This is a genomic window from Olleya sediminilitoris (genome assembly GCF_016785945.1).
Lineage (GTDB): Bacteria > Bacteroidota > Bacteroidia > Flavobacteriales > Flavobacteriaceae > Olleya > Olleya sediminilitoris.
In genome coordinates this window covers 1-19,851 of record NZ_JAEMEF010000019.1, presented here as the reverse complement: position 1 = coordinate 19,851, position 19,851 = coordinate 1, and the positions used below count along the sequence as shown (strand labels likewise).

The following is a 19,851-nucleotide window of genomic DNA, read 5'->3' as shown; positions in this document are numbered from 1 at the left end:
ATGAAAACAATATATCTATTTATACTTTTTGTGGTTTTGGCTTTAATTCAATTAAGTGTGCCAGCTACCATGGTTTTTAATAACCAATCTGTCTTAAATTCAGGAACAGCTTATAAATTTAAAACACGTCCAATTGATCCAACAGATCCTTTTAGAGGGAAGTACATTACTTTGTCTTTTGATATGAATAAAGCTAAAACAACAGATACAATATGGGAAAATAATAGCGATATTTATGTGTATCTAAAAACGGATAGTTTAGGTTATGCTGCTGTAAAAACTGTAAGTCCATTTAAAATAAATACCGATGACGATTTTGTAATAGCTCAAACTTATGGCTATTATCAAAAAAGTAATATTATTAAATTTATGTTGCCTTTTAAAAGATTTTATATGGAAGAAAGTAAAGCATATCCAGCTGAAGTGGCTTACAGAAAAGCTAGCAGACAAGCTTTGGTAAATAATACTTATGCGTTGGTTTATGTTAAAAATGGATATTCTGTACTAGAAGATGTGTTTATTAATGACGTACCAATAGGAACTTATGTCGATTTACAAAAAAGCCCTGATTAATTGATTCGTTTTTTTGCTTGGTGTTTTTGGGTCTGTAAAAACAACCAATCATCGAATTTAAGTAACATTAATAGTTTTGTAATAGGTAACTAGTTGTTGGTGTGTTAATTTTATTAAAGATAATTAAGAATGCAAATCTATGACGTTTTCAAATTTGATGATATTTTTAATTCTAGTACTTGTATTTGTAGTAATTATAAGAAGTATTTACATTGTGTCTAAAATTAAAACATCAAGGCAAATAGGGATAAAACTTTCTAATAAAAATTGGTACTATAAATTCTTATCTAAAAATTTTATAAAGAATTTACCCTCGTAAATAGGCATTATAATAAAAAAAGGAACTACATAACTGTAGTTCCTTTTTTTTGTTTAAACCAATTTGGTTATTTATTTTAGTTAAACAACTTCTACAAATAGTTCATCGTCAGTTTTGTTTACTTTGGCAACGCCTAATTTGGTTAAACCTTTTATGGTTTTATCCCACTTTTTATTACTTAATCCAGATTGCTGTTTTAAAGTATTTAAATCAATTGGATTATTGGCTTTAAGTAATGCAAATACAGCTTTTTCTTCATCAGTCATTGGTAATGCTTTTTTCTCTGGTCTCATTTGTGGGAAAAATAAAACTTCCTGAATAGATTGGTTGTTTGTTAAAAACATGATTAATCTATCCATACCAATTCCCATTCCTGATGTAGGAGGCATTCCGTATTCTAAAGCACGTAAAAAGTCATGATCAATAAACTCTGTAGCTTCGTCATCTCCTTTTTCGGCTAATTTTAATTGGTGTTCAAAACGTTGACGTTGGTCAATTGGATCGTTAAGCTCAGAATAAGCATTTGCTATTTCTTTACCACAAACCATTAGTTCAAAACGCTCAGTTAATTCTGGATTATCTCTGTGCTCTTTACATAAAGGACTCATCTCTTTTGGGTAGTCTGTAATAAAGGTAGGTTGTATGTAGTTACCTTCACATTTTTCACCAAAAATTTCATCAATAAGCTTTCCTTTACCCATGGTTGCATCAACTTCAATTCCCATGTCTTTGGCAGCAGTTCTTATTTCATCTTCAGATTTATCTGTTATATCAAAACCTGTAAAATGTTTAATAGAGTCTGCCATAGTCACTCTTGCGTATGGTGCCTTAAAGTCAATTTTGTGTTCTCCAAAAGTTGCTTCAGATGTTCCGTTTACTGCAATTGCACAATGCTCTAAAAGTTTTTCGCAAAAATCCATCATCCAGTTGTAGTCTTTATAGGCTACATAAATTTCCATTGCTGTAAATTCAGGATTGTGTGTTCTATCCATTCCTTCATTTCGGAAGTTTTTAGAAAACTCATAAACACCATCAAAACCACCAACGATTAATCTTTTTAAATATAACTCATTAGCAATACGCATATATAATGGTATGTCTAAACTGTTATGATGAGTAACAAATGGTCTTGCTGCTGCACCTCCAGGAATAGGTTGTAAAACAGGAGTTTCTACTTCAAAATAACCAGAAGTATTAAAAAAGTCACGCATAGCGTTAAACAATTTAGTACGTTTAATAAACACGTCTTTTACATGTGGATTAACTACTAAATCTGCGTAACGTTGTCTGTAACGTTGTTCTGGATCTGTAAAAGCATCATGCACTTTACCTTCTGCATCAACACGAGGTTGAGGTAATGGTTTTAAGGCTTTACTTAATACTTTAAAGTCTTTTACTAAAACTGTTTTTTCTCCAACTTTAGTTGTAAATAACTCACCTTCAATACCAATAAAATCACCAATATCTAAAAGCTTTTTATATACAGTGTTGTAGTGTGTTTTGTCTTCACCTGTACAGATTTCGTCTCTGTTAAAGTAGACTTGAATACGTCCTTCGCTATCTTGCAACTCGGCAAAACTAGCATTACCTTGTATACGTCTTGACATCAAACGACCAGCAATAACAACCTGTTTGCCCTCTTTAAATTCCTGTTTAATCTGTTTAGAATTTTCTGTTACAGGAAATAAATCTGCTGGATAAGGATTGATACCTAACTCGCGTAACTTGGCAAGTTTTTCTCTACGTACGAGCTCTTGCTCAGATAATTGTGACATAGTTTTATTGTAAATAAATTTAAGGCACAAAGATAATGGTTTGTAACAAAAAATAAGTGTTAACGTCAAATAAGTATATCATCAATCTATTAAAATTTTAATCATGTCTTTTTGGCGCGTTTTATTGTGTGTAATTTGTCCTCCATTATCTGTAATAGGTAAGGGTTGTGGCTCTATTTTAATTGTTTTTATTTTATGGTGTTTAGGATGGATTCCTGGAGTGTTAGCAGCTTTGATAATATTGAATAATCCTGAAAGATAAATTGTATCTTTGCTATATTATTTTTTTAGATGAATAAAGCAATAACATTACAAGATTTAGGTACAAAAGACTTTAAAGAGACTTGGGATTATCAAGAGGAATTATTTAAAGCAATTTTAGATACCAAAATAAAAAATAGGAGAGAAGCTGCAGGTTTAGAAACCGATAACTTTTTTTTATTTGTAGAACATCCTCATGTTTATACTTTAGGTAAAAGTGGTGATTTGTCCAATTTACTTTTAGATGAAGCGCAACTAAAACAAAAGGAAGCTACATTTTATAAAATTAATAGAGGAGGTGATATTACTTATCATGGTCCAGGACAAATTGTTGGTTACCCTATTTTAGATTTAGATAACTTTTTTACAGATATCCATAAATACCTGCGTTTTTTAGAAGAAGTTATAATTTTAACACTTGACGAATACGGTTTAAAAGCAACACGTAGTGAAGGAGAAACTGGTGTATGGTTAGACGTAGGGACACCTTTTGCACGTAAAATTTGTGCAATGGGTGTTAGAGCTAGTCGTTGGGTAACAATGCATGGTTTTGCATTAAACGTAAATGCTAACTTAGGGTATTTTGATAATATAATACCTTGCGGAATTAGAGGAAAAGCGGTTGCATCCTTAAATGTAGAATTAGGTGTTAAAGTAGTTGATGAAGCTGAAGTTAAAGCTAAAATATTAAAACATTTTAGTAATTTGTTTGAAGCTACTTTTGTAAAATAGCAATTAGCAATATTATTGACTAGAATAAAAAAGGATGTTTTTTTAAGTGAATTTTCACCGTAAAAACATCCTTTTACTTTATAATAAATATAAGTGAGACTACTCTAAAGTCATAAACGTTTTTTTACGACGTCCATCACTCATCATGATAAATTTATCTAATTGGTATGTTCCGTAATACGGTAAGTAAAACTCGTTGCCTCTGTTATCTTGAATTTTGTTGTACTTAACGTCTCCATTATTACTATATTCAAAATCATATAAAGATGAAGATTCAAACCATCCTTTAGACACTTTAGTTCTTCCATCATTTTTTTCAGTTAGATTTTTACCAGAGTTTAATATAATATGCAATTGATCGTCTTTTAAAAACGCATTGTATGAAGGAGAGGTAGATCTTTTAAAAACACTTCTTCCCCAAGTAAGGTCACCATCAGGATTAAACTTTAAAATTAAGATGTCGTCATAATGAAAAACAGTCTGCCAATAACCACCTGCTGTACCTGTTTGAACGTAGGTTTGTGTGATATAAAACTCTTCAGCAATTAAAAATGTACCACCTTTACTATCTTTTAATACATAGTCAACATCAAAATTTCTTAATTCTTTTTTCTTCTTGTTTTTGCGTTTTGCAGTTCTGTAACCATATAAGTCTTCATACACTTGTTTTGGTAAAGCCTGTACTTTTTTAGATTTAACGGTTAAATTATCTGTGTCTATTTCAAAATCACATCCACCTTTAATTCTTCCAACATTTAATTCTGAGTAAAATCCAATAAGATGTAATTGGTTTTTGTTTTCTGAAATATTTAAAGACTGAATGTGCTCATCTTCTAAATCAAGTAATAGCTCAGTGTTTTTGTCTTTGGTTATTTTATTTAACGAAAACTGGTAGTTGGCATCTCCATTTATTTTTTTATTACGCTTACCATTTAAAAACAATTTACCAAGAGAGTACACGTTGGCTTGGTCATCTATATATAAATCGTTGTGATTAAAAGTACGTTTAACGTCTTCTTGGTATGCTTTAGTGAAAATTAATTTTTCAGTTTTGGCATCAAAAACACGTATGGTATATGAGTTTTTATTTTTACGGATATTGTCTGTCGCTATAGCAAAGTAGTTTCCGTTTGGAGATAATGCAAAACTAGTGTTGTGTTTTTTTCTTGAACCAAATAAGCTTTGCTTTTTTTCTACTTCAGTACTAAAAATGGTTGTTTTAGTATAAGCTTCTGTTTCTAAATTTAAAGTGTGACAATAAATAATACGTTTGTCTTTTTTAGGCGCATAGACCGTAAATACTTTTAGTTGATTGTCATAAAATAAGTCTCCAACATAGGTTTCCTTTTTACTACTTTCTACAATTTTAGAAAATGTTTTGTTTAAAGAAGTGTCAAATACATCAAATAGAAAATCTCTTTTTCCGTTACGTACAATTCCTGTTTTTCCGGAATTAGAAGTGTTAATGGCTATAACGTCAATAGATTTTACTTTGTCTTTGTACTCTTGGCTTTGGGTAACTTTTAGTGATGTGGTTGAGGTTTGTGATTGCGCTACTGTGGTTAATAATAGCAAACAAGTGATTAATAGTTTTTTCATTTTAAAAATTATAGAGTTTAAGTTAGGTTAATATAGCAACTAAAATACCCTAAATTTTAATGTTTATCTAATAATCACTTGTTGAATTTAAGCTTAATTTTCTGCGTTAAAAAACACTTTGTAGTAATGCATTTTTTTGTCTTCGTCATAACCACGTTCTAGATATTCTGCACTAGCATCTGGTGCATCTATATCTAATTTAATTTGGATATTTGTGTCTAGCTTGATGTCTGTTTTAATTTTCTTTTTTTCTTTATTTAATACTTTTTCAGAAACATCAAATTGGTTTCTAATTAAGACATTTTGCTCGCTTTCAAACTCTTTTTTATAACTTTCAAAAAGCTCTAAATGTTTGTCTTCTTCAAAAATTTCATCTTTAAATCTTTCGACATTAACAATTTCATTTTCTTTAAAAAAGTCAACTGTTTTGGCTAAAAAAGTATTTTGCTCTTGGGCTCCGTAAGTTGTTTTAATAATTTCAGTAGAAAACTCTTTGCATAATTCTAGGTAGTTTTGCGTGTGACTATTATAGTCATCTGCATATTTGATATTTAAAAACTTATCTGTCCAATAGGCTGCGTCATAATTGTTATTATCAACGGTTAAAACAACTTTACCTTCTGCATCACCTGTATTTAAAATTAAACATCCTTTATCTACTTTTTTTGCGTTAATCCCTTTTTGGACTAATACATCATAGCTGTTGTCTTCTAGATAGGTTTGGAAAAAGTTAGTTTTATTTTCTATTTTAAATATACCAACAGCATCAATTACCATTTCGTTATGTTCAATACCTTCAAAATAGGCTACAATAACATCTCCTGTTTTGATTTGTGCAGAGGTGGATTGCTCATATAAATGCTTAACTACATTTTTGGAGACATCCACAAAAGTTTCGTCGTCTGCAAAAATGGATTTGGCGTACGCATTGATTTCGTTTAACTCGATATTAGCATGATGACTAAATCTGTGACTTTGCACTAAACTTGTAAATGGTCTTAATAAAAAAGGAACCATTAGCTCATAACTGGCTTCATCAAAAATGATTTCTTTTTCAGAAAAGGCATTTTTAGTGTCGTTATGTTTATTTCCTACTTTGTGGATAATACACTTTAAAATAGAGGCTTTGTTACGGTTAATCATTATTAAAAATGGTGTTTGTTTTAAAATACAATGTTACTAAATATAGCTATAATAATGCATAAAAAAACCGAAGACTTTGCTTCGGTTTATTTTGTGATTTGATATGAATATTAGTATTTGATACCATAATAATCACAGACTTCGTAATAGTTGGTAATGTCAACTCCGGCTTGACTTAGTTGATTATAAGTTTGCTGTTTATTGTTGTTTGCAAATCTAGCGTCAGATGAAGATTTTATAATTACAACTTTTAAAGATGTTAGGTCTCCTGCAGAAATATTGTAAAATGATCCTGATGCATCATTATAATCTAGATCGACACCTTCTAAATAGTGTATTACGTGTACAGAAAAGTTAAATGCAACACTATCATAAGGACATGGTATTGTAACCCAATAATTAGGACTATCTGTTAAATAGGTAAGTATAACATCATTGTCTAGGACTTCTTGTGTTATTTCTGGTACTGATATAGAGGTGTAGTTACCTGAAAAAGTGGAAGCATCAATAGTAATTGTTTGTACATTAGCATTTCCGTCCACACCATCTGTACCATCAACTCCATCAATTCCGTCTGCACCTGCAGGACCTTCAGCACCATCTTCTGTTGAACATGAAAAGTTAAAAGCAATTATAATTGCTACAAGGATAAATTTTGATTTCAATAATAAATGTTTCATTGTGTTTTTTTTAAATGATTAATAGTTTTTGTTTTCCTATTAATAGATCTAAAACAGAAAGGTTAACATAAGTGATAAAAAAAACCGAAAAAAAATTTTCGGTTTTTAAAAACTAAAGCGACTAATTCTAGCTTTCTTCCTCGCCAACAGGCTCGTTAGAGGTTTTTATGCTATTCCATTCTGGATTAGTAGAATTTAAGTAAGCATAAACGGGTTTTTCGTTTCTAACCATATCTACATATATTGGCATGTCTTTAAATGGTAAAAAAATGGCTCCTACTTTGTTAGCAGGAATATAGGTTGGATCAGGTACAGGACTTGAGTCATGTAAGAAGTATATAATAAATCTGTGATCTTTACCATAACAAGTAATGTAGCCTTGAATTTTAATTTTTTTACCATTCCATGTTGCAGAACTTTGGTAACCTAATGCCATTTTGTAAGTGTTAACTGTAAATTGTTTTGTTGCCATAATTAATTGTTTTTTTAGATTAATAACACTTATTAATGGTTTGACAATGTAAAGGTTAACATGTAAAATAAAAAAAGCCGAAACATTTGTTTCGGCTTTTTAAAACTAACTTAAATAATGAAAAATCTATCAATCAGTCTAAGGGATATTTATTGATTAAAAATAGGCTGACAACCCAATACCCAAAAATATGGATGATAAGCTTTCTTTGTATTCTGAAGGTGCATCTTCTGGATTTATATCTTCCCATGAATAATTTATAGAAGGTTCTATAGCGACATGATCTCCTAAGAAAAAAGAATAACCAACACCAACTCTAAATCCAAAGGAAGACGCTTTGGTTTCTAAAGTTCCTAATTCGCTAAAATCACTTTCAGTAGATGTTTTTTGAGATCCAAAGCCAACAACAGCTTCGGCAAAAAGACCATTATCTAAATAATATCTAGCAAAAGGAAGTACTGCAAACCCATTGGTAGTGGTTTCGATATCTCCAAAAAATTCGTCTTCTTGTTTTTCTTTATTAGTAGTAATGGAAAGCTCTAAACCTATAGCAAGGTTGTCTGCTATAAAATAACCTGCTTTTGGTGTAATATTAGTTGTAAAAGCTGTGGCTTTGTTATCGTTAATTTTTCGGGTAGTATTGTAAACTAATATGCTTCCGTTAGTTAAAAATGTGCCTTTTTCTTTAGCTTGAAAACTGTCTTGAGCTTGACAGTTTAAGCTTAAAATAATTAATGGTAAAATACTTAGTGTTTTAAAAATGTTCATTTTGTTATTGGTTTATAATTAATAGTTTACATTAGTTTTTTATAGTCAGATGACGTTATAGTTTTAGTGGTTTTATCTAGAGCAATACAGGTCATTTTAATGGATTTAGGTTTGCGTTTAGTGGTGTCCACCATATCCATTTCTAGAGTTAGTCCATCTATCATTTTCATCCAAGATTGATTATTGCTTTTTTTTCCTTTTATATTATACATGGATTTTACAAAGGTTATTCCTGCGTTTTGAGTAACCCAAACCGTACCTTGCACGTCTTGTCCTTTTACTTTAAAAGCTTCACAGTTATAACCTAATATGGTTTTTGTGTTTCCGGTAGCAATTATGCTAATATCGGATTGCTCAATAGCGTCGTTGTTAGTGTCTTCAAAATTTAAACGCATTGACATAAGTGTTTTGTCATCTTTATTATCCATAAACATGTACATGGATTTTTTGTCAATATCCATAACACTTATCATGTTATTTTTACCTTTTTTATCAGGAATACTAGTCCCGAAATAATTTCCAGTATTGGTTAAATAGTAGACTAAGTTTGTTGTGCGTTTTCCATCCTCTATTTGCATAACATATTTATGAGAAAAGGTGTATGTGCTTGAAGGTGTTTGGGCAGATTTGCTAGTTCCAAAAGGTGAATTATTTTTGTTATTAGCAGTTTTAGAATCACTACTATTATTAAATGTAGAATCGAAAGCTTTTTCAGTTTCACGTTCTGTTTTTTGTTCAACTTTCTTTTCTAAAGTTTTTTCTGCAGCTTTCTCAGCTTTTTTAGCTAGTTTTTTCCAGATTTGTGCATTGCTTTGTGTTGTAAAACAGCATATTAATATTATTAGTAATGGTTTTAAAAGTTTCATTGTTTTATTTTTAATGGATTAATTATTCGTCTTTTTTAGCTTCCTTTATTTGTTTTCCAATAGCTTGACCTAATGAGTCTTTTTGTTTTTGAGTTAAATCTTTAGCTAATAAGTAATATTGATTTTTAAGCTCTATTTTTTGTTTTTCTGGTAAGTCAGATTTTTCTAATAACTCTATATATCCTAAAGTTTTTCCAGTAGAGTTGCCATCAAGGTTTTCGCCAAAAATGCTGGTCAATGTTTCGGTACCTTTATCCAAGAAGTTATTAGAATTAATAGTAGTCGAATCTTTGGTTTTAGTTGGATTGTTTTGTGCTTGACTATTAATAGTAAATGTTAATAGTGCAATAATTGATAATTGAAGCGTTTTCATTTTTTTAAGTTTATAAATACGCTTATTAATATTTTGATTTTAAAAAGGTTAACATTAGATGCTTTTTATTTTAAAAAAAAGTTAATTTTACTTTTACATGTTAACCTTTTCTCCAAACCAATTATTAAATGGCAAATAACCAAGAAGAAATATCGCTTCAAAGTTTAAAGCAAGGCTCAGATCAAGCGCTTCAACAGGTGTATGAAGACAATAGAGATAAGTTTATAAATTTTGCTAGACGTTATAATTTGGAAACCGATGACATTATAGATATCTACCAAGATGCTTATATCGTGTTTTATAACAATGTAATGAGCGGTAAAATTGAAAGTTTTACAAGCAGTATTTCTACCTATTTATTTAGTATTGGTAAATACTTAATCTTTGATAAGATGAAAAAAAACAACAAAAAAGTAAGTTCTAATTTTGGTTTATCCTTGGTTAAGGATTCTGATGATTTAGTAAGTACTTTAGATGTTGAAAATGAAGATTTAACCCAAGAACAAAAGCTACTAAAACAGCATTTTAAAGATTTAGGTAAGCAATGTCAAGAATTGCTAAACTTATTTTATTACAGAGGATTTACCATTAAAGACATTTTAAACCATAGTAACTACAATAGCGAAAATGTTATAAAAAGTGCTAAGTCTAGATGTCTTAAAACCCTAAAAGAACGTATTAATAGCAATCCCAAATAACATGGATAAAGAACAACTTTTATATCTATATTTTTCTAATACTTTGACTCCAGAGCAAGAACAGATGTTTAGTAATTTATTAAAAACGGACTCTGAATTTAAAGCTCAATTTAATTTTGAAAATAATATTAAGCAAGTCATAAAAGCAGAACAAAGTGAGATTTTAAAATCTAAATTACAAGGTTTTGAAAATAACAGAAGTGCTGTACAACATAGTAACAAATCCTGGTTTAATTGGCGTATTGCAGCATCTATTGTCTTTTTTATAGCAGCTGGTTGGTTTGGTTACGATGCTTTTTTTGGAGTAAATTATAATGATTTATATACTACCAATTATAAAAATTATCCAAATACAGTTTATACTATCACAAGAGGAGAAGATACAAGCAGTCTTGAACGAGATGCTTTTGTCGCTTATGAAACCGAAGACTATACTTTAGCAATTCAAAAATTTAATGAAGTACAACACCAGCAACCTTATTTTAATTTTTATAAAGCACAATCGTATTTAGGTTTGGATGAATTAGAAAAAGCTAAAGATTTGTTTCTACATGAAACAACTATCAACGAGAGTCAATTTAAAGCGGAAGCTAATTGGTATTTAGCATTAATTAATTTGAAACAGCAAAATAAAACCGAAGCTACTAAATATTTAGAAACTTTAATTGCAAATTATAATTATAAAAAGAAGGAAGCTAAAACGTTACTTGATAGTCTAGATTAATTTTTATACTTTTTTAATAGTATACCTAATGTGACTAATAGCAATATTCCTGCTAAAACCCATAACCAATAGTGTGTAGAGGTTAAAGGCTCAGTATTTCCGGATATTATAAATGCAGACCAATAATATGGATGTGATAATGCATTGTCTTTATTTTGTTTCATAAAATTAAGCTTAGCTTGTTGTAAGGCTAAGTCTTTAGATTGTCCTTTAGAAAGGTTTTTATAAAAATCTGACATTAATGTTGCAGAAGAAGCATCGTTAATTTTCCATAGTGTGCTAGATATACTTTGTGCACCACTAAAGTAAAACCCTCTGGCTAAACTTAATAACCCTTCGCCACGTTTAAGGTTTCCTATTCCGCTTTCACAAGCAGAAAGTGTAACTAGATTGGCATTAAGGTTTAGGTTGTATAAGTCTGCTGTATAGAGTAAATCAGACGCTTCGTTTCCAAAAGCTAAATAAGAATATTCTGGATTTGTATCATTAAAAATAGCATGTGTCGCTAAATGTATAATACCATAATCTGAAGCATTGGTTTTAAAACTTTCTAGACTAGCGTCTTTATTTATTAAAAGGTTTCCTTTGTAATACTGGTTTATGTTTTGTATTTCGACTTTACTATGTGGTAAAGGTTGTAAACTTTTACTTCTAACACTATTATAAATATCACCTTCAAACTCTGGTGCAAAAGCTAACAAATTGTTTTTTCTACTCTTTTTATTTTCTAATTCTTTTAAAAGTGTTGCCGAGTTTATGTAGCTTACAGCATAATTTTCAACTAAGTAATGGTTGTCTTTTACTAAGCTTTCAAACGGAATATAGTTTAGTAATCCATCTGTTAGTATTATAAGATTAGGTTGGTTAACTTTATCTAAAAAAGGAGCAAGTAAAATAGTGTAAAGTTTAGCAGCATTGTTTTTTAATGATAAAATGTCGGTTTTAGGGTTGCTAATTTGTTTTTGAAAAAGTTTCAATTGTTGTTCTAAGGCTTGGTTTAATTCTATTTTTTCAAAGTAAGTATTGTCTTGATCTAGGATTACTCCATAAATAGCATCATTTCCGTAAAAAAATGATAACATAGCTGTACTAGGTTTTAATTCTTTTTGAACCGTTTTAATAGTAGTAACTTCTGCATTGTATTTTAAGTTATAATAGTCTTTGTATTTGTTTTCTAAAGTGTCCAAAAATGTGCGATAATTTGATTTAACCTCAAATAATTGGTCTTTAAAGACGTCGTTTTGTTTTTGGTTTAATTGTTTTTCTAAGTTAGTAATGGTGTTTTTATAAATGTCTTCTTTAATTATTATCTCATTTGGGATAGCGCCAAATTTTTCTGCTTTAACACTCAATAATGCTTCAAGTAGAAGTGTGCTTTTGCTTTTCTCTAAAAAGAAAAAGGCATCATTTACAGCATTCTTTTTATTGGATTTATAATTGTTGTAAGTGGCTTGTAGACCGTTTTCAAAAACAGAATAGGCATTTTCTATTAGTAATAGTTTGTCTGTTTTATTTTTAAAATGAGGCTTTAATGTATCTAATAATCGTGTCGCTTGATATGTGTTTTTAATTACTGAATCAGATTGATTTTGACGCATTGCTATTAATGCTTTTTGTTGTAATAATTTAAATAAGGTAATTTGATTTATGGAAGAATTTACAACGTCTTTACCCGAAACATGAGTTATTGCAGCAGCATTTTGCTTTAAAGCTTGATTGTATTGGTTATTGCTTATCAAAAAATTAGAGTATGATTGTAGTGTTTCAGCAATTTCAACTTGTTTTAAACCGTTCCATTTTCTGTTTAATAGTTCTAATGCTTTATCATAATCTTCCTGAATAGACTCGGTATTATTTAAAGCTTCATTAAGTTTTGCTCTAGATTTATAATATAAAAAGCCATAAGGTATATTGGTGTCTGCTAGTGGTTTGATTTGCTCTAAATAATACGAAGCACTATCGTATTGTTTTAGTGCTAGGTAGTTGTCAACGGTATTATAAACTTCATTAATTAGTTGATTAGTATTAGATTTATTATGCTTAAGCGTATAGTTTAAGGCTTTAGTTGTAAAATAAGTCGCTTTTTTATAGTCTTTTAATTTTTTATAAATATCGCCTTTTTGCCTATTAACACCATTAATCAAGTACTCTTTGTGGTCTGTGTTTTTTGAATTAATAAATCGGATACTTTTATCTAAATACTGTATTGCTAATTCATATTCTTTATTGTTACTATACATTTTAGCCATTACTTTGTAAGACACATCTATAAGACCTCTATGCGAATCTGTTAATAAAGAATCAGGAGTTTTTTTAGCATACTTAAAAATTTTATCAAGATTTATTTTTGCTTTTTTATAATTGTAAGTTTTTATATTGAATACAGCTTTATCATGAAAATATGAGTTTTTAACTTCATGAAAGTCATTAAAAACTTCAATCTCTTTTTCTGCTACAGGAAATAAACTATCTAATTTTTTAAGATTATTTTCTAGTTCGTCCATGTTATTAAAAATCAATGTCGATTTATTACTAACTATGTAGGTGTATATAAGTTGTTCTACATTATTTTGATTAACAGAAAGATCTAATAGTTTTTGTTTATATAGTTGGGTTGAATCTTGATTAGTATACATGAATTTGTATAGACTATTAAAATAAGATTCAGCTGTATTAGTCTGAATTTGACTATAAGCCGAAATAAATATAAATTGACAAATAATTAAATTTAAAAAAGTTATTTTTTTTTTGAATACTATCATTTCATTAAAACATTAAGCCTAACTATCATATAGTTAGGCTTAAATTTAAAGTTTTTATTTTAAAGATATATTTATTCAATAAAAATAGGTACAGAATAAGTGATTGGTTGTTCTCCTTCCGTGTTTATTTTAGTAATACTTAAAGTAGCTGGACCAGAATATGCGTTTTGCTCTACTGAAAAAGAATAGGCTTTAGCAGGAATATCAAAACCATTAATATTAAGACTTTCTCCTAAAGTGTTAGCATTGTAAATTAGTTCTTCATTTTCAGAAATTATAGTTGCTTCAATAGCAAAAACAGTATTATCAGCAATTAAAAATTTTTGTTCGTTCCATATATCCCAACAAAGACAAGGAGCTGGAGGGATTGGTAATGGAGGTAAACCAAAACCAATACTGGTTGTAGTAGTTTCAATAATTAAATTTATGGTTTCAATTCTAGTTTGGTCTGCATCTGGATCATTAGAAGTGCCATTTTCTATAGATTCAATTAATTGATCTCTTTCAATATTTAAAGCATATACGTAAGCGTCGTTTTCATAAAAATAATTGGTTTCTGTAAGTGTAATACTATTGGTTGGTTCTGTATTATCATCGTTTTCTTCGCATGAGCTTGTAATAAAAAGCAAACATATAGCGATTAAAAAAGTTTGTTTTAGTGTCATAAGTAATTAATTTATATGTATTTAGTTTAAAATTATAGATAATGCATAACCTACACAACTAATTATTAATAAATTACAGTTGGTTGATTTACTGCATTTTTATTATTAATGTTTAAAAATTAAGAAGGTTAACTTTTAAACTAATTTATTTTATAAACTAAAACAGAATTACTTTCGCCTTTAGTTACAAACTCCAGATTATTATCTGTGTCAATATTATCAAGATCTATTGCAGAGGTACCATATACAGGAAAATGATCTTGTAACACACCATTACTATCAAAAAGTAGTACTTTTTGCGTTTGCGTATCTGTAGTCGATACATATATTTTGTTGTTAACATAAAATAATTTAGCAGGCGTATAGTTACCAAAATCAAGCTCTAGATTATGGTGTTTAATATTAAGCTTGTTATTGTATTGGCTAATTAAAGTTTTAGTAGTAGATGCTAAAGTATGTTTGTCTGTGATGTTTAAACTACCAACAGATACATTCCCTTTTTCAGTAATTGTAGCTATTTTTCCATCCGTTGTTGATGTAATAAAATTAGAGTTATACTCAAACACAGGTTGGTCTGACCAATTTAAATCAATCTTAACTTTCACTCTTGTTTTACCACGTCTGTTTAGTATGTGTAGCTTATCATTGGTTTTAAAAACTAAATAATCCTTACGTCCAATTCTAATATGTTTTGGAGGTGTGTTTATAGTTTTTTCTGTTTTATTAAATTTAAAACCAGGTACAGGTTTGGCTTTAGCATCATACAATAATACGTTGTTATCTTGTATAACAAAAAGGCGATATTTTTTCTTGTTATCGTAATCAAACACAGCTAAAGGCTGTGTAATATTATCATCAAATTTTTTAGGAAAAGGACTGACGTCATTACCATTTCTATCAATTACATACACACGGTTTTGAGTTGCAAATACATATTGTAAACGTCCATTTTTATAGATGTCTATTTGGTCTATTTGCCCTAAAATAGGCCCATGTAATTGCTTTTTCCAGATAATTTTACCATCATTAGATATTAGATAAAGTGTGTTACTAACATCTTGAACCATAATATCCATCTGTTTACTACGGTAATTTTTTACAAACTGAGGTTGGTTTAAAACATCATGGTCTAATTTAATATTAAACATTTCGGTGATTGAATTGTTTGAAATAGAAGTTTTACTTTGATTTATAATAGCATTAAAATGAGCAAAATCTGTATCATATATAAATTGTAATGCTGAAGATTTGTAGTTTTTAAAGTCGAATTTTTGTTTTGATTGACTATTGTTTTGCACCAATTGTTCTAGTCCAAACGGATTGATAACTTGTAATACCGAAGCTTGGCTGCTTAATCCTTTTTTGATGTCATTATAATAATCACGATCATTTAAGGTTGTTTGGTTTTGATAATTAACAATAATATTTTCTAAGGTTTCTGTATTGGAAGCAAAAATTAAAAACTGGTCTATAATACAATAGTTGCTAGCATTGTCTAATGTAACAAATGGCTTTAATAGCTGATTAAACAATTTAGGCTTGGTAAATTTAAATATAGAGACACCTCTAAAAGTTTCGATAAGATCCTTCTGACTTAACAAAGCTTCATTGGTTTCAATTATATCAAGACTATTTAATACTACAGCATTTGACGAGTTAGTGTAGATTTCACCAAATTCAATAATATTATTAAATAAAGGTTGGTCTATTGCTACGGAATCACTTGGATAGATAGTATTTAAATTAGACTTAAAAGTAGTAAACTGATCAAAAGTTATACTCAAAAAACCATTACTATTAGAGGGTGTAATTTGTGCTAATTGGTTGTCTTGTGGTAATGTGTTTTTAAACACATTAATCAAGCTAGAGCTGTCATTGGATTTTGTAAATCCATTTAAAACTAATTTGTTTTGATTGACTTCTGTATCAAAAGTCAAATATTTACTAAATGATTTAAATGGTAAATCAGGATTGTAAAATGGACTTTGTAAAACAGTGTTATTTGTATAAACCGAAAATGATGCGTCTTTATCCTGTGTAGCTATTATTTTTTTTAAGCCTTCGGTTTTTTCTTTGTGGTTAAATAGGTACTCTAAATGTTGTTTATTATTAGACCCAACAAGTATATTGTTTTGTAATGCTACATATAGTGTGTGTTGTTTAGTCGTGATTTTTTGAGCATTAATGTTTTTTAATTTAACTGCAGTTTTGGTTAGCTCAAGACTATCTAGACTAAATGTTGAGTCGTTAACTTTAGTAGTAAAACTGTAATCTAAACTATCTTCTTTGTTTTTAAATAAACTAATATAAAGTCGTTGGTTAAAATTAAATCTACTTAAGACTTCCAGCGTATTAGTTATGTCAGTGTAGGGTTTTGTTTTGGATAATTGTTCAATAAAATGGTTGTTAGCAGTATTACTTTTAAAATTATCTGTATTGTTTATGGTTAATACAACATCTGCTTTACTATAAATAAAATCTTCAACAGTATTTTTTGAAGTTTTAGAGTTGCAAGAAAATAATAAAATGATAAATAAACTGTAACACAGATGTTTCATAGATAGTGCAAGATTTAGGCAAATATAATAAGTTACAGTTTTAATGTCAATTGTTCTGGTAATAGTCTAAAAGTTTTTCGGTGGTATTTTGTAATGCCATATTTTTTAATGGCTTCTCGGTGTTGTTTAGTTGGATACCCTTTGTTTTGTTTCCAGTTATACATCGGAAACTCTTCATGAATTTTATTCATGTATTCGTCTCTGTAAGTTTTTGCTAAAACCGAAGCAGCAGCAATGCTTAGATACTTACCGTCACCTTTAATAATAGTTTCAAAATCAATATTATTATAGGGTTTAAATTTATTACCATCAACAATAATAAATTCTGGTGTCGTATCCATAGCATCTATAGATTTATGCATTGCTAAAATAGAGGCGTTTAATATGTTAATACTATCTATTTCAGTTTCATGTATGTGGCAAAAGCCAAAGGATAAAGCTTCTTTCTCGATAATAGGTCTTAATAAGTCTCGTTTTTTTTCGCTAATTTGCTTAGAATCGTTTAGTACTGTATTTTTAAAATTAGGTTTTAAAATAACAGCAGCTGCAGTAACAGGACCAGCAAGACAACCACGACCAGCTTCATCAGTTCCGCATTCTAAATTATACTCGGAATGTTTTAATTTCAACATTAAATAAAAAGGAATGTTTTGCGTTATAGTATTTCAATTTTGTGCCTTTCTTAACTAAAAGCATAAAACCATAAAGATATTTGCTATTTTTGGCAAACATAAATGATTCAGCTTTAAAATTAAAGGTCTAAAATAGTCACCATTTAATGAAAAAAATAATTTTCTTCTTTCTTTTATTTGCTTTTACAAGTATAACATATGCACAAAAGCCAACATTAAAACAACTTAATAAACCTAATACTACTAATCAAAAGGATGGTTCAGTCGCTACAGATAGTACAAAGTCTGCTAATATCAAATCAGGAAAAGACAAAAAAGCTGTCATTACAGATTATCTAATAATATCTGCCGCAAGAGACACAACTTATTTAGATACTACATTAAGTATAAAAAAAGAATATAAATATAATTACCTAAGACGTGATAATTTTGGTTTAATGCCTTTTGCTAATGTTGGACAAACTTATAATAGATTAACCTATAATTTTGACAACACTAATTTGCTTCCTGGATATGGTGCAAAAGCAAAACACTTTAATTATTTAAAGGTAAATGATGTTAATTACTATCATGTACCAACACCATTAACTGAGTTGTATTATAAGACAGCCTTCACACAAGGTCAACAATTAGATGCGTTTTTTACAACAAATACCTCAAGGCAATTTAACCTATCTATAGGCTATAAAGGTATGAGGTCTCTTGGGTTTTATCAAAACTCATTAACTAGTACAGGTAATTTAAGATTAACAGCAAGTTATAAAACTAAAAATAAGCGTTACGTGTTAAACACACATTTTACGTCTCAGGATATTTTTAATGAAGAAAATGGAGGTTTAAAAGACGATAACCTTGAGTTTTTCGAGTCTGATGATCCTGACTTTACAGACAGAGGTGTTTTAGAAGTGAATTTTGAAAATGCAGAAAACAAATTATTAGGTAAGCGTTTTTATCTAAACCAGAGTTATGATATAATAAGACCTAAAGACTCTGTAAGTTCAAACCGTCTTCAATTAGCACACGTCATGACTCTAGAAGATAAAATATATACATTTGATCAAACTAGTATAGACGAAGATTATTTTGGCGAAGCTTTTAAATCTACAAGCTTGTCTGATAGAACCGAGTTGGAGCAGTTTTCAAATCAGCTACAATTAAATTATAGTAATGCCATATTAGGTAAACTACAATTTAATGCAACTCACAATAATTATAATTATGGTTATAATCAAGTAGTAGTATTAAATCAAGCAACAATACCCAATCGTTTAAAAGGAGATGTGTTATCCGTAGGTGCAAAATATAACAAACACTATAAAGGGTTTAATATAATAGGAGATGCAGGATTAAACATATCAGGAGATTTTGATGGTAATTATATAAAAGGTTCTGCATCCTATCAATTAAATAAAGACATCCTAGCCAATGCATCTATTAATGTAAATTCGGTTGCGCCAAATTTTAATACATTATTATATCAAAGTGATTACAAAAACTATAATTGGACCAATCAATTTAGTAATGTAAAAACGCAACAACTTGTATTTAATGTAAAATCTAATAAATATGTCAGTCTAACATTAGACCTAAGTACAATACAAGATTATGTTTATTTTGCAAAAGACGAAAATGGATCAGTCAACCCCTTTCAAAACACAGATCAGATAACCTACCTAAAAGCTAAATTAGAAAAAGAAGTTAAATACAAAAACTTTGCATTAGACAATACCATATTATATCAAAACGTTCAAGACGATTCAAATACATTAAATGTACCACAAATAGTAACTAGAAATACGCTTTATTACTCAAATCATGTATTCAAAAAAGCCATGTATTTGCAAACAGGAGTAATCTTTAATTACTTCTCATCATATAATATGGATGGTTACGATCCATTGTTATCCGAGTTTTACACCCAAAATGATCAAGAGTTAGGAGGATTCTCTAGATTAGACTTCTTTGTAAACGCAAAAATCCGTCAAACAAGAATTTTTCTAAAAGCCGAACATTTCAATGCGCTTTTCACCGATCCTAATTATTATTCGGCACCCAACCAACCATTTCGAGACTTCAAGATTAGGTTTGGATTAGTTTGGAACTTCTTTTTATAGTTTAATAATAGCGTTCCCCAAGGGTCGGGCTATCACTACTCGCTTTTTTTATTAAAGTAGATGGCAACATTAAAGGTCTATTTCCATATTAAAAGTATAATTTTATATAATAAAGACCGGAATACAAAAAAGAGCTC

At 29.3% G+C, this 19,851-nt stretch carries 18 protein-coding genes; 6 read left to right on the top strand and 12 right to left on the bottom strand.

All coding sequences use genetic code 11. The features are described 5' to 3' along the window. Positions 1-573 (top strand): GDYXXLXY domain-containing protein, encoded by a 573-nt coding sequence (locus JAO71_RS15430; protein ID WP_203001687.1) that lies wholly within the window; start codon positions 1-3, stop codon positions 571-573. Positions 574-972: 399 nt separating this feature from the next. Here JAO71_RS15430 and lysS read toward each other — a convergent pair whose 3' ends face one another. Beyond that, positions 973-2,667 carry a lysine--tRNA ligase gene (lysS, locus tag JAO71_RS15425; RefSeq protein WP_203001686.1) on the bottom strand — a complete coding sequence of 565 codons (1,695 nt, stop codon included), beginning with the start codon at positions 2,665-2,667 and terminating at the stop codon, positions 973-975. A 103-nt stretch (positions 2,668-2,770) separates the two neighbouring features. Here lysS and JAO71_RS15420 point away from each other — a divergent pair, with 103 nt between their 5' ends. After that, on the top strand, positions 2,771-2,929 hold the full coding sequence (locus tag JAO71_RS15420) for a YqaE/Pmp3 family membrane protein (protein ID WP_082396253.1): 159 nt from the start codon (positions 2,771-2,773) through the stop codon (positions 2,927-2,929). 29 nt (positions 2,930-2,958) lie between these two features. After that, positions 2,959-3,660, top strand: a complete 702-nt coding sequence (gene lipB, locus JAO71_RS15415; protein WP_054852730.1) for a lipoyl(octanoyl) transferase LipB — start codon at positions 2,959-2,961, stop codon at positions 3,658-3,660. A 99-nt stretch (positions 3,661-3,759) separates the two neighbouring features. Here the strand turns inward: lipB and JAO71_RS15410 are convergent, their stop codons facing one another. The 7 genes from JAO71_RS15410 to JAO71_RS15380 form a co-directional block, all read right to left on the bottom strand. Continuing rightward, positions 3,760-5,259 (bottom strand): NHL repeat-containing protein, encoded by a 1,500-nt coding sequence (locus JAO71_RS15410; protein ID WP_203001685.1) that lies wholly within the window; start codon positions 5,257-5,259, stop codon positions 3,760-3,762. A gap of 93 nt (positions 5,260-5,352) precedes the next feature. Continuing rightward, complete coding sequence (locus JAO71_RS15405; protein ID WP_028290571.1) at positions 5,353-6,402, bottom strand: nucleoid-associated protein; 1,050 nt, start codon at positions 6,400-6,402, stop codon at positions 5,353-5,355. Between the two features lie 110 nt (positions 6,403-6,512). Next, positions 6,513-7,082 carry a hypothetical protein gene (locus tag JAO71_RS15400; RefSeq protein WP_028607259.1) on the bottom strand — a complete coding sequence of 190 codons (570 nt, stop codon included), beginning with the start codon at positions 7,080-7,082 and terminating at the stop codon, positions 6,513-6,515. Between the two features lie 127 nt (positions 7,083-7,209). Next, a complete protein-coding gene (locus JAO71_RS15395) occupies positions 7,210-7,554 on the bottom strand; it encodes a hypothetical protein (RefSeq protein WP_116823423.1) in 345 nt (114 codons plus the stop codon). 156 nt (positions 7,555-7,710) lie between these two features. Next, on the bottom strand, positions 7,711-8,322 hold the full coding sequence (locus JAO71_RS15390; protein WP_203001684.1) for an autotransporter outer membrane beta-barrel domain-containing protein: 612 nt from the start codon (positions 8,320-8,322) through the stop codon (positions 7,711-7,713). Positions 8,323-8,348: 26 nt separating this feature from the next. After that, entirely contained in the window at positions 8,349-9,188 is an 840-nt protein-coding gene (locus JAO71_RS15385; RefSeq protein ID WP_203001683.1) for a DUF4412 domain-containing protein, read from the bottom strand. 22 nt (positions 9,189-9,210) lie between these two features. Further along, positions 9,211-9,561 (bottom strand): hypothetical protein, encoded by a 351-nt coding sequence (locus JAO71_RS15380; RefSeq protein ID WP_116823420.1) that lies wholly within the window; start codon positions 9,559-9,561, stop codon positions 9,211-9,213. 128 nt (positions 9,562-9,689) lie between these two features. Between JAO71_RS15380 and JAO71_RS15375 the strand changes: the two genes are divergently transcribed. After that, positions 9,690-10,259: an RNA polymerase sigma factor gene (locus JAO71_RS15375; RefSeq protein ID WP_203001681.1), complete on the top strand. Its 570-nt coding sequence runs from the start codon at positions 9,690-9,692 to the stop codon at positions 10,257-10,259. A 1-nt stretch (position 10,260) separates the two neighbouring features. Next, entirely contained in the window at positions 10,261-10,983 is a 723-nt protein-coding gene (locus JAO71_RS15370) for a tetratricopeptide repeat protein (RefSeq protein WP_203001679.1), read from the top strand. On the opposite strand, the gene JAO71_RS15365 is transcribed toward JAO71_RS15370, so the two are convergent. The 4 genes from JAO71_RS15365 to JAO71_RS15350 all read right to left on the bottom strand — a co-directional run bounded on the left by JAO71_RS15365 (position 10,980) and on the right by JAO71_RS15350 (position 17,600). After that, entirely contained in the window at positions 10,980-13,745 is a 2,766-nt protein-coding gene (locus JAO71_RS15365) for a CHAT domain-containing protein (RefSeq protein WP_203001677.1), read from the bottom strand. The two genes, JAO71_RS15370 and JAO71_RS15365, sit on opposite strands and share 4 nt — an antisense overlap. Before the next feature lie 71 nt (positions 13,746-13,816). Continuing rightward, the gene (locus JAO71_RS15360; protein ID WP_203001675.1) at positions 13,817-14,410 is read right to left on the bottom strand and encodes a hypothetical protein; all 594 of its coding nucleotides are present in this window, start codon (positions 14,408-14,410) and stop codon (positions 13,817-13,819) included. A 140-nt stretch (positions 14,411-14,550) separates the two neighbouring features. Beyond that, positions 14,551-16,968 (bottom strand): ribonuclease HII, encoded by a 2,418-nt coding sequence (locus JAO71_RS15355; protein ID WP_203001673.1) that lies wholly within the window; start codon positions 16,966-16,968, stop codon positions 14,551-14,553. Positions 16,969-17,000: 32 nt separating this feature from the next. Continuing rightward, positions 17,001-17,600: a ribonuclease HII gene (locus JAO71_RS15350; protein ID WP_028290560.1), complete on the bottom strand. Its 600-nt coding sequence runs from the start codon at positions 17,598-17,600 to the stop codon at positions 17,001-17,003. Between the two features lie 146 nt (positions 17,601-17,746). Between JAO71_RS15350 and JAO71_RS15345 the strand changes: the two genes are divergently transcribed. Then, positions 17,747-19,714, top strand: coding sequence for a putative porin (locus JAO71_RS15345; RefSeq protein WP_203001671.1), 1,968 nt, complete (start codon positions 17,747-17,749; stop codon positions 19,712-19,714). Positions 19,715-19,851 lie beyond the last annotated feature (137 nt).

Bases quoted from the DNA above. Each gene is read 5' to 3' on its own strand.
- JAO71_RS15430 (WP_203001687.1), top strand. From the start codon at position 1: ATGAAAACAATATATCTATTTATACTTTTTGTGGTTTTGGCTTTAATT.
- lysS (WP_203001686.1), bottom strand. From the start codon at position 2,667: ATGTCACAATTATCTGAGCAAGAGCTCGTACGTAGAGAAAAACTTGCC.
- JAO71_RS15420 (WP_082396253.1), top strand. From the start codon at position 2,771: ATGTCTTTTTGGCGCGTTTTATTGTGTGTAATTTGTCCTCCATTATCT.
- lipB (WP_054852730.1), top strand. From the start codon at position 2,959: ATGAATAAAGCAATAACATTACAAGATTTAGGTACAAAAGACTTTAAA.
- JAO71_RS15410 (WP_203001685.1), bottom strand. From the start codon at position 5,259: ATGAAAAAACTATTAATCACTTGTTTGCTATTATTAACCACAGTAGCG.
- JAO71_RS15405 (WP_028290571.1), bottom strand. From the start codon at position 6,402: ATGATTAACCGTAACAAAGCCTCTATTTTAAAGTGTATTATCCACAAA.
- JAO71_RS15400 (WP_028607259.1), bottom strand. From the start codon at position 7,082: ATGAAACATTTATTATTGAAATCAAAATTTATCCTTGTAGCAATTATA.
- JAO71_RS15395 (WP_116823423.1), bottom strand. From the start codon at position 7,554: ATGGCAACAAAACAATTTACAGTTAACACTTACAAAATGGCATTAGGT.
- JAO71_RS15390 (WP_203001684.1), bottom strand. From the start codon at position 8,322: ATGAACATTTTTAAAACACTAAGTATTTTACCATTAATTATTTTAAGC.
- JAO71_RS15385 (WP_203001683.1), bottom strand. From the start codon at position 9,188: ATGAAACTTTTAAAACCATTACTAATAATATTAATATGCTGTTTTACA.
- JAO71_RS15380 (WP_116823420.1), bottom strand. From the start codon at position 9,561: ATGAAAACGCTTCAATTATCAATTATTGCACTATTAACATTTACTATT.
- JAO71_RS15375 (WP_203001681.1), top strand. From the start codon at position 9,690: ATGGCAAATAACCAAGAAGAAATATCGCTTCAAAGTTTAAAGCAAGGC.
- JAO71_RS15370 (WP_203001679.1), top strand. From the start codon at position 10,261: ATGGATAAAGAACAACTTTTATATCTATATTTTTCTAATACTTTGACT.
- JAO71_RS15365 (WP_203001677.1), bottom strand. From the start codon at position 13,745: ATGATAGTATTCAAAAAAAAAATAACTTTTTTAAATTTAATTATTTGT.
- JAO71_RS15360 (WP_203001675.1), bottom strand. From the start codon at position 14,410: ATGACACTAAAACAAACTTTTTTAATCGCTATATGTTTGCTTTTTATT.
- JAO71_RS15355 (WP_203001673.1), bottom strand. From the start codon at position 16,968: ATGAAACATCTGTGTTACAGTTTATTTATCATTTTATTATTTTCTTGC.
- JAO71_RS15350 (WP_028290560.1), bottom strand. From the start codon at position 17,600: ATGTTGAAATTAAAACATTCCGAGTATAATTTAGAATGCGGAACTGAT.
- JAO71_RS15345 (WP_203001671.1), top strand. From the start codon at position 17,747: ATGAAAAAAATAATTTTCTTCTTTCTTTTATTTGCTTTTACAAGTATA.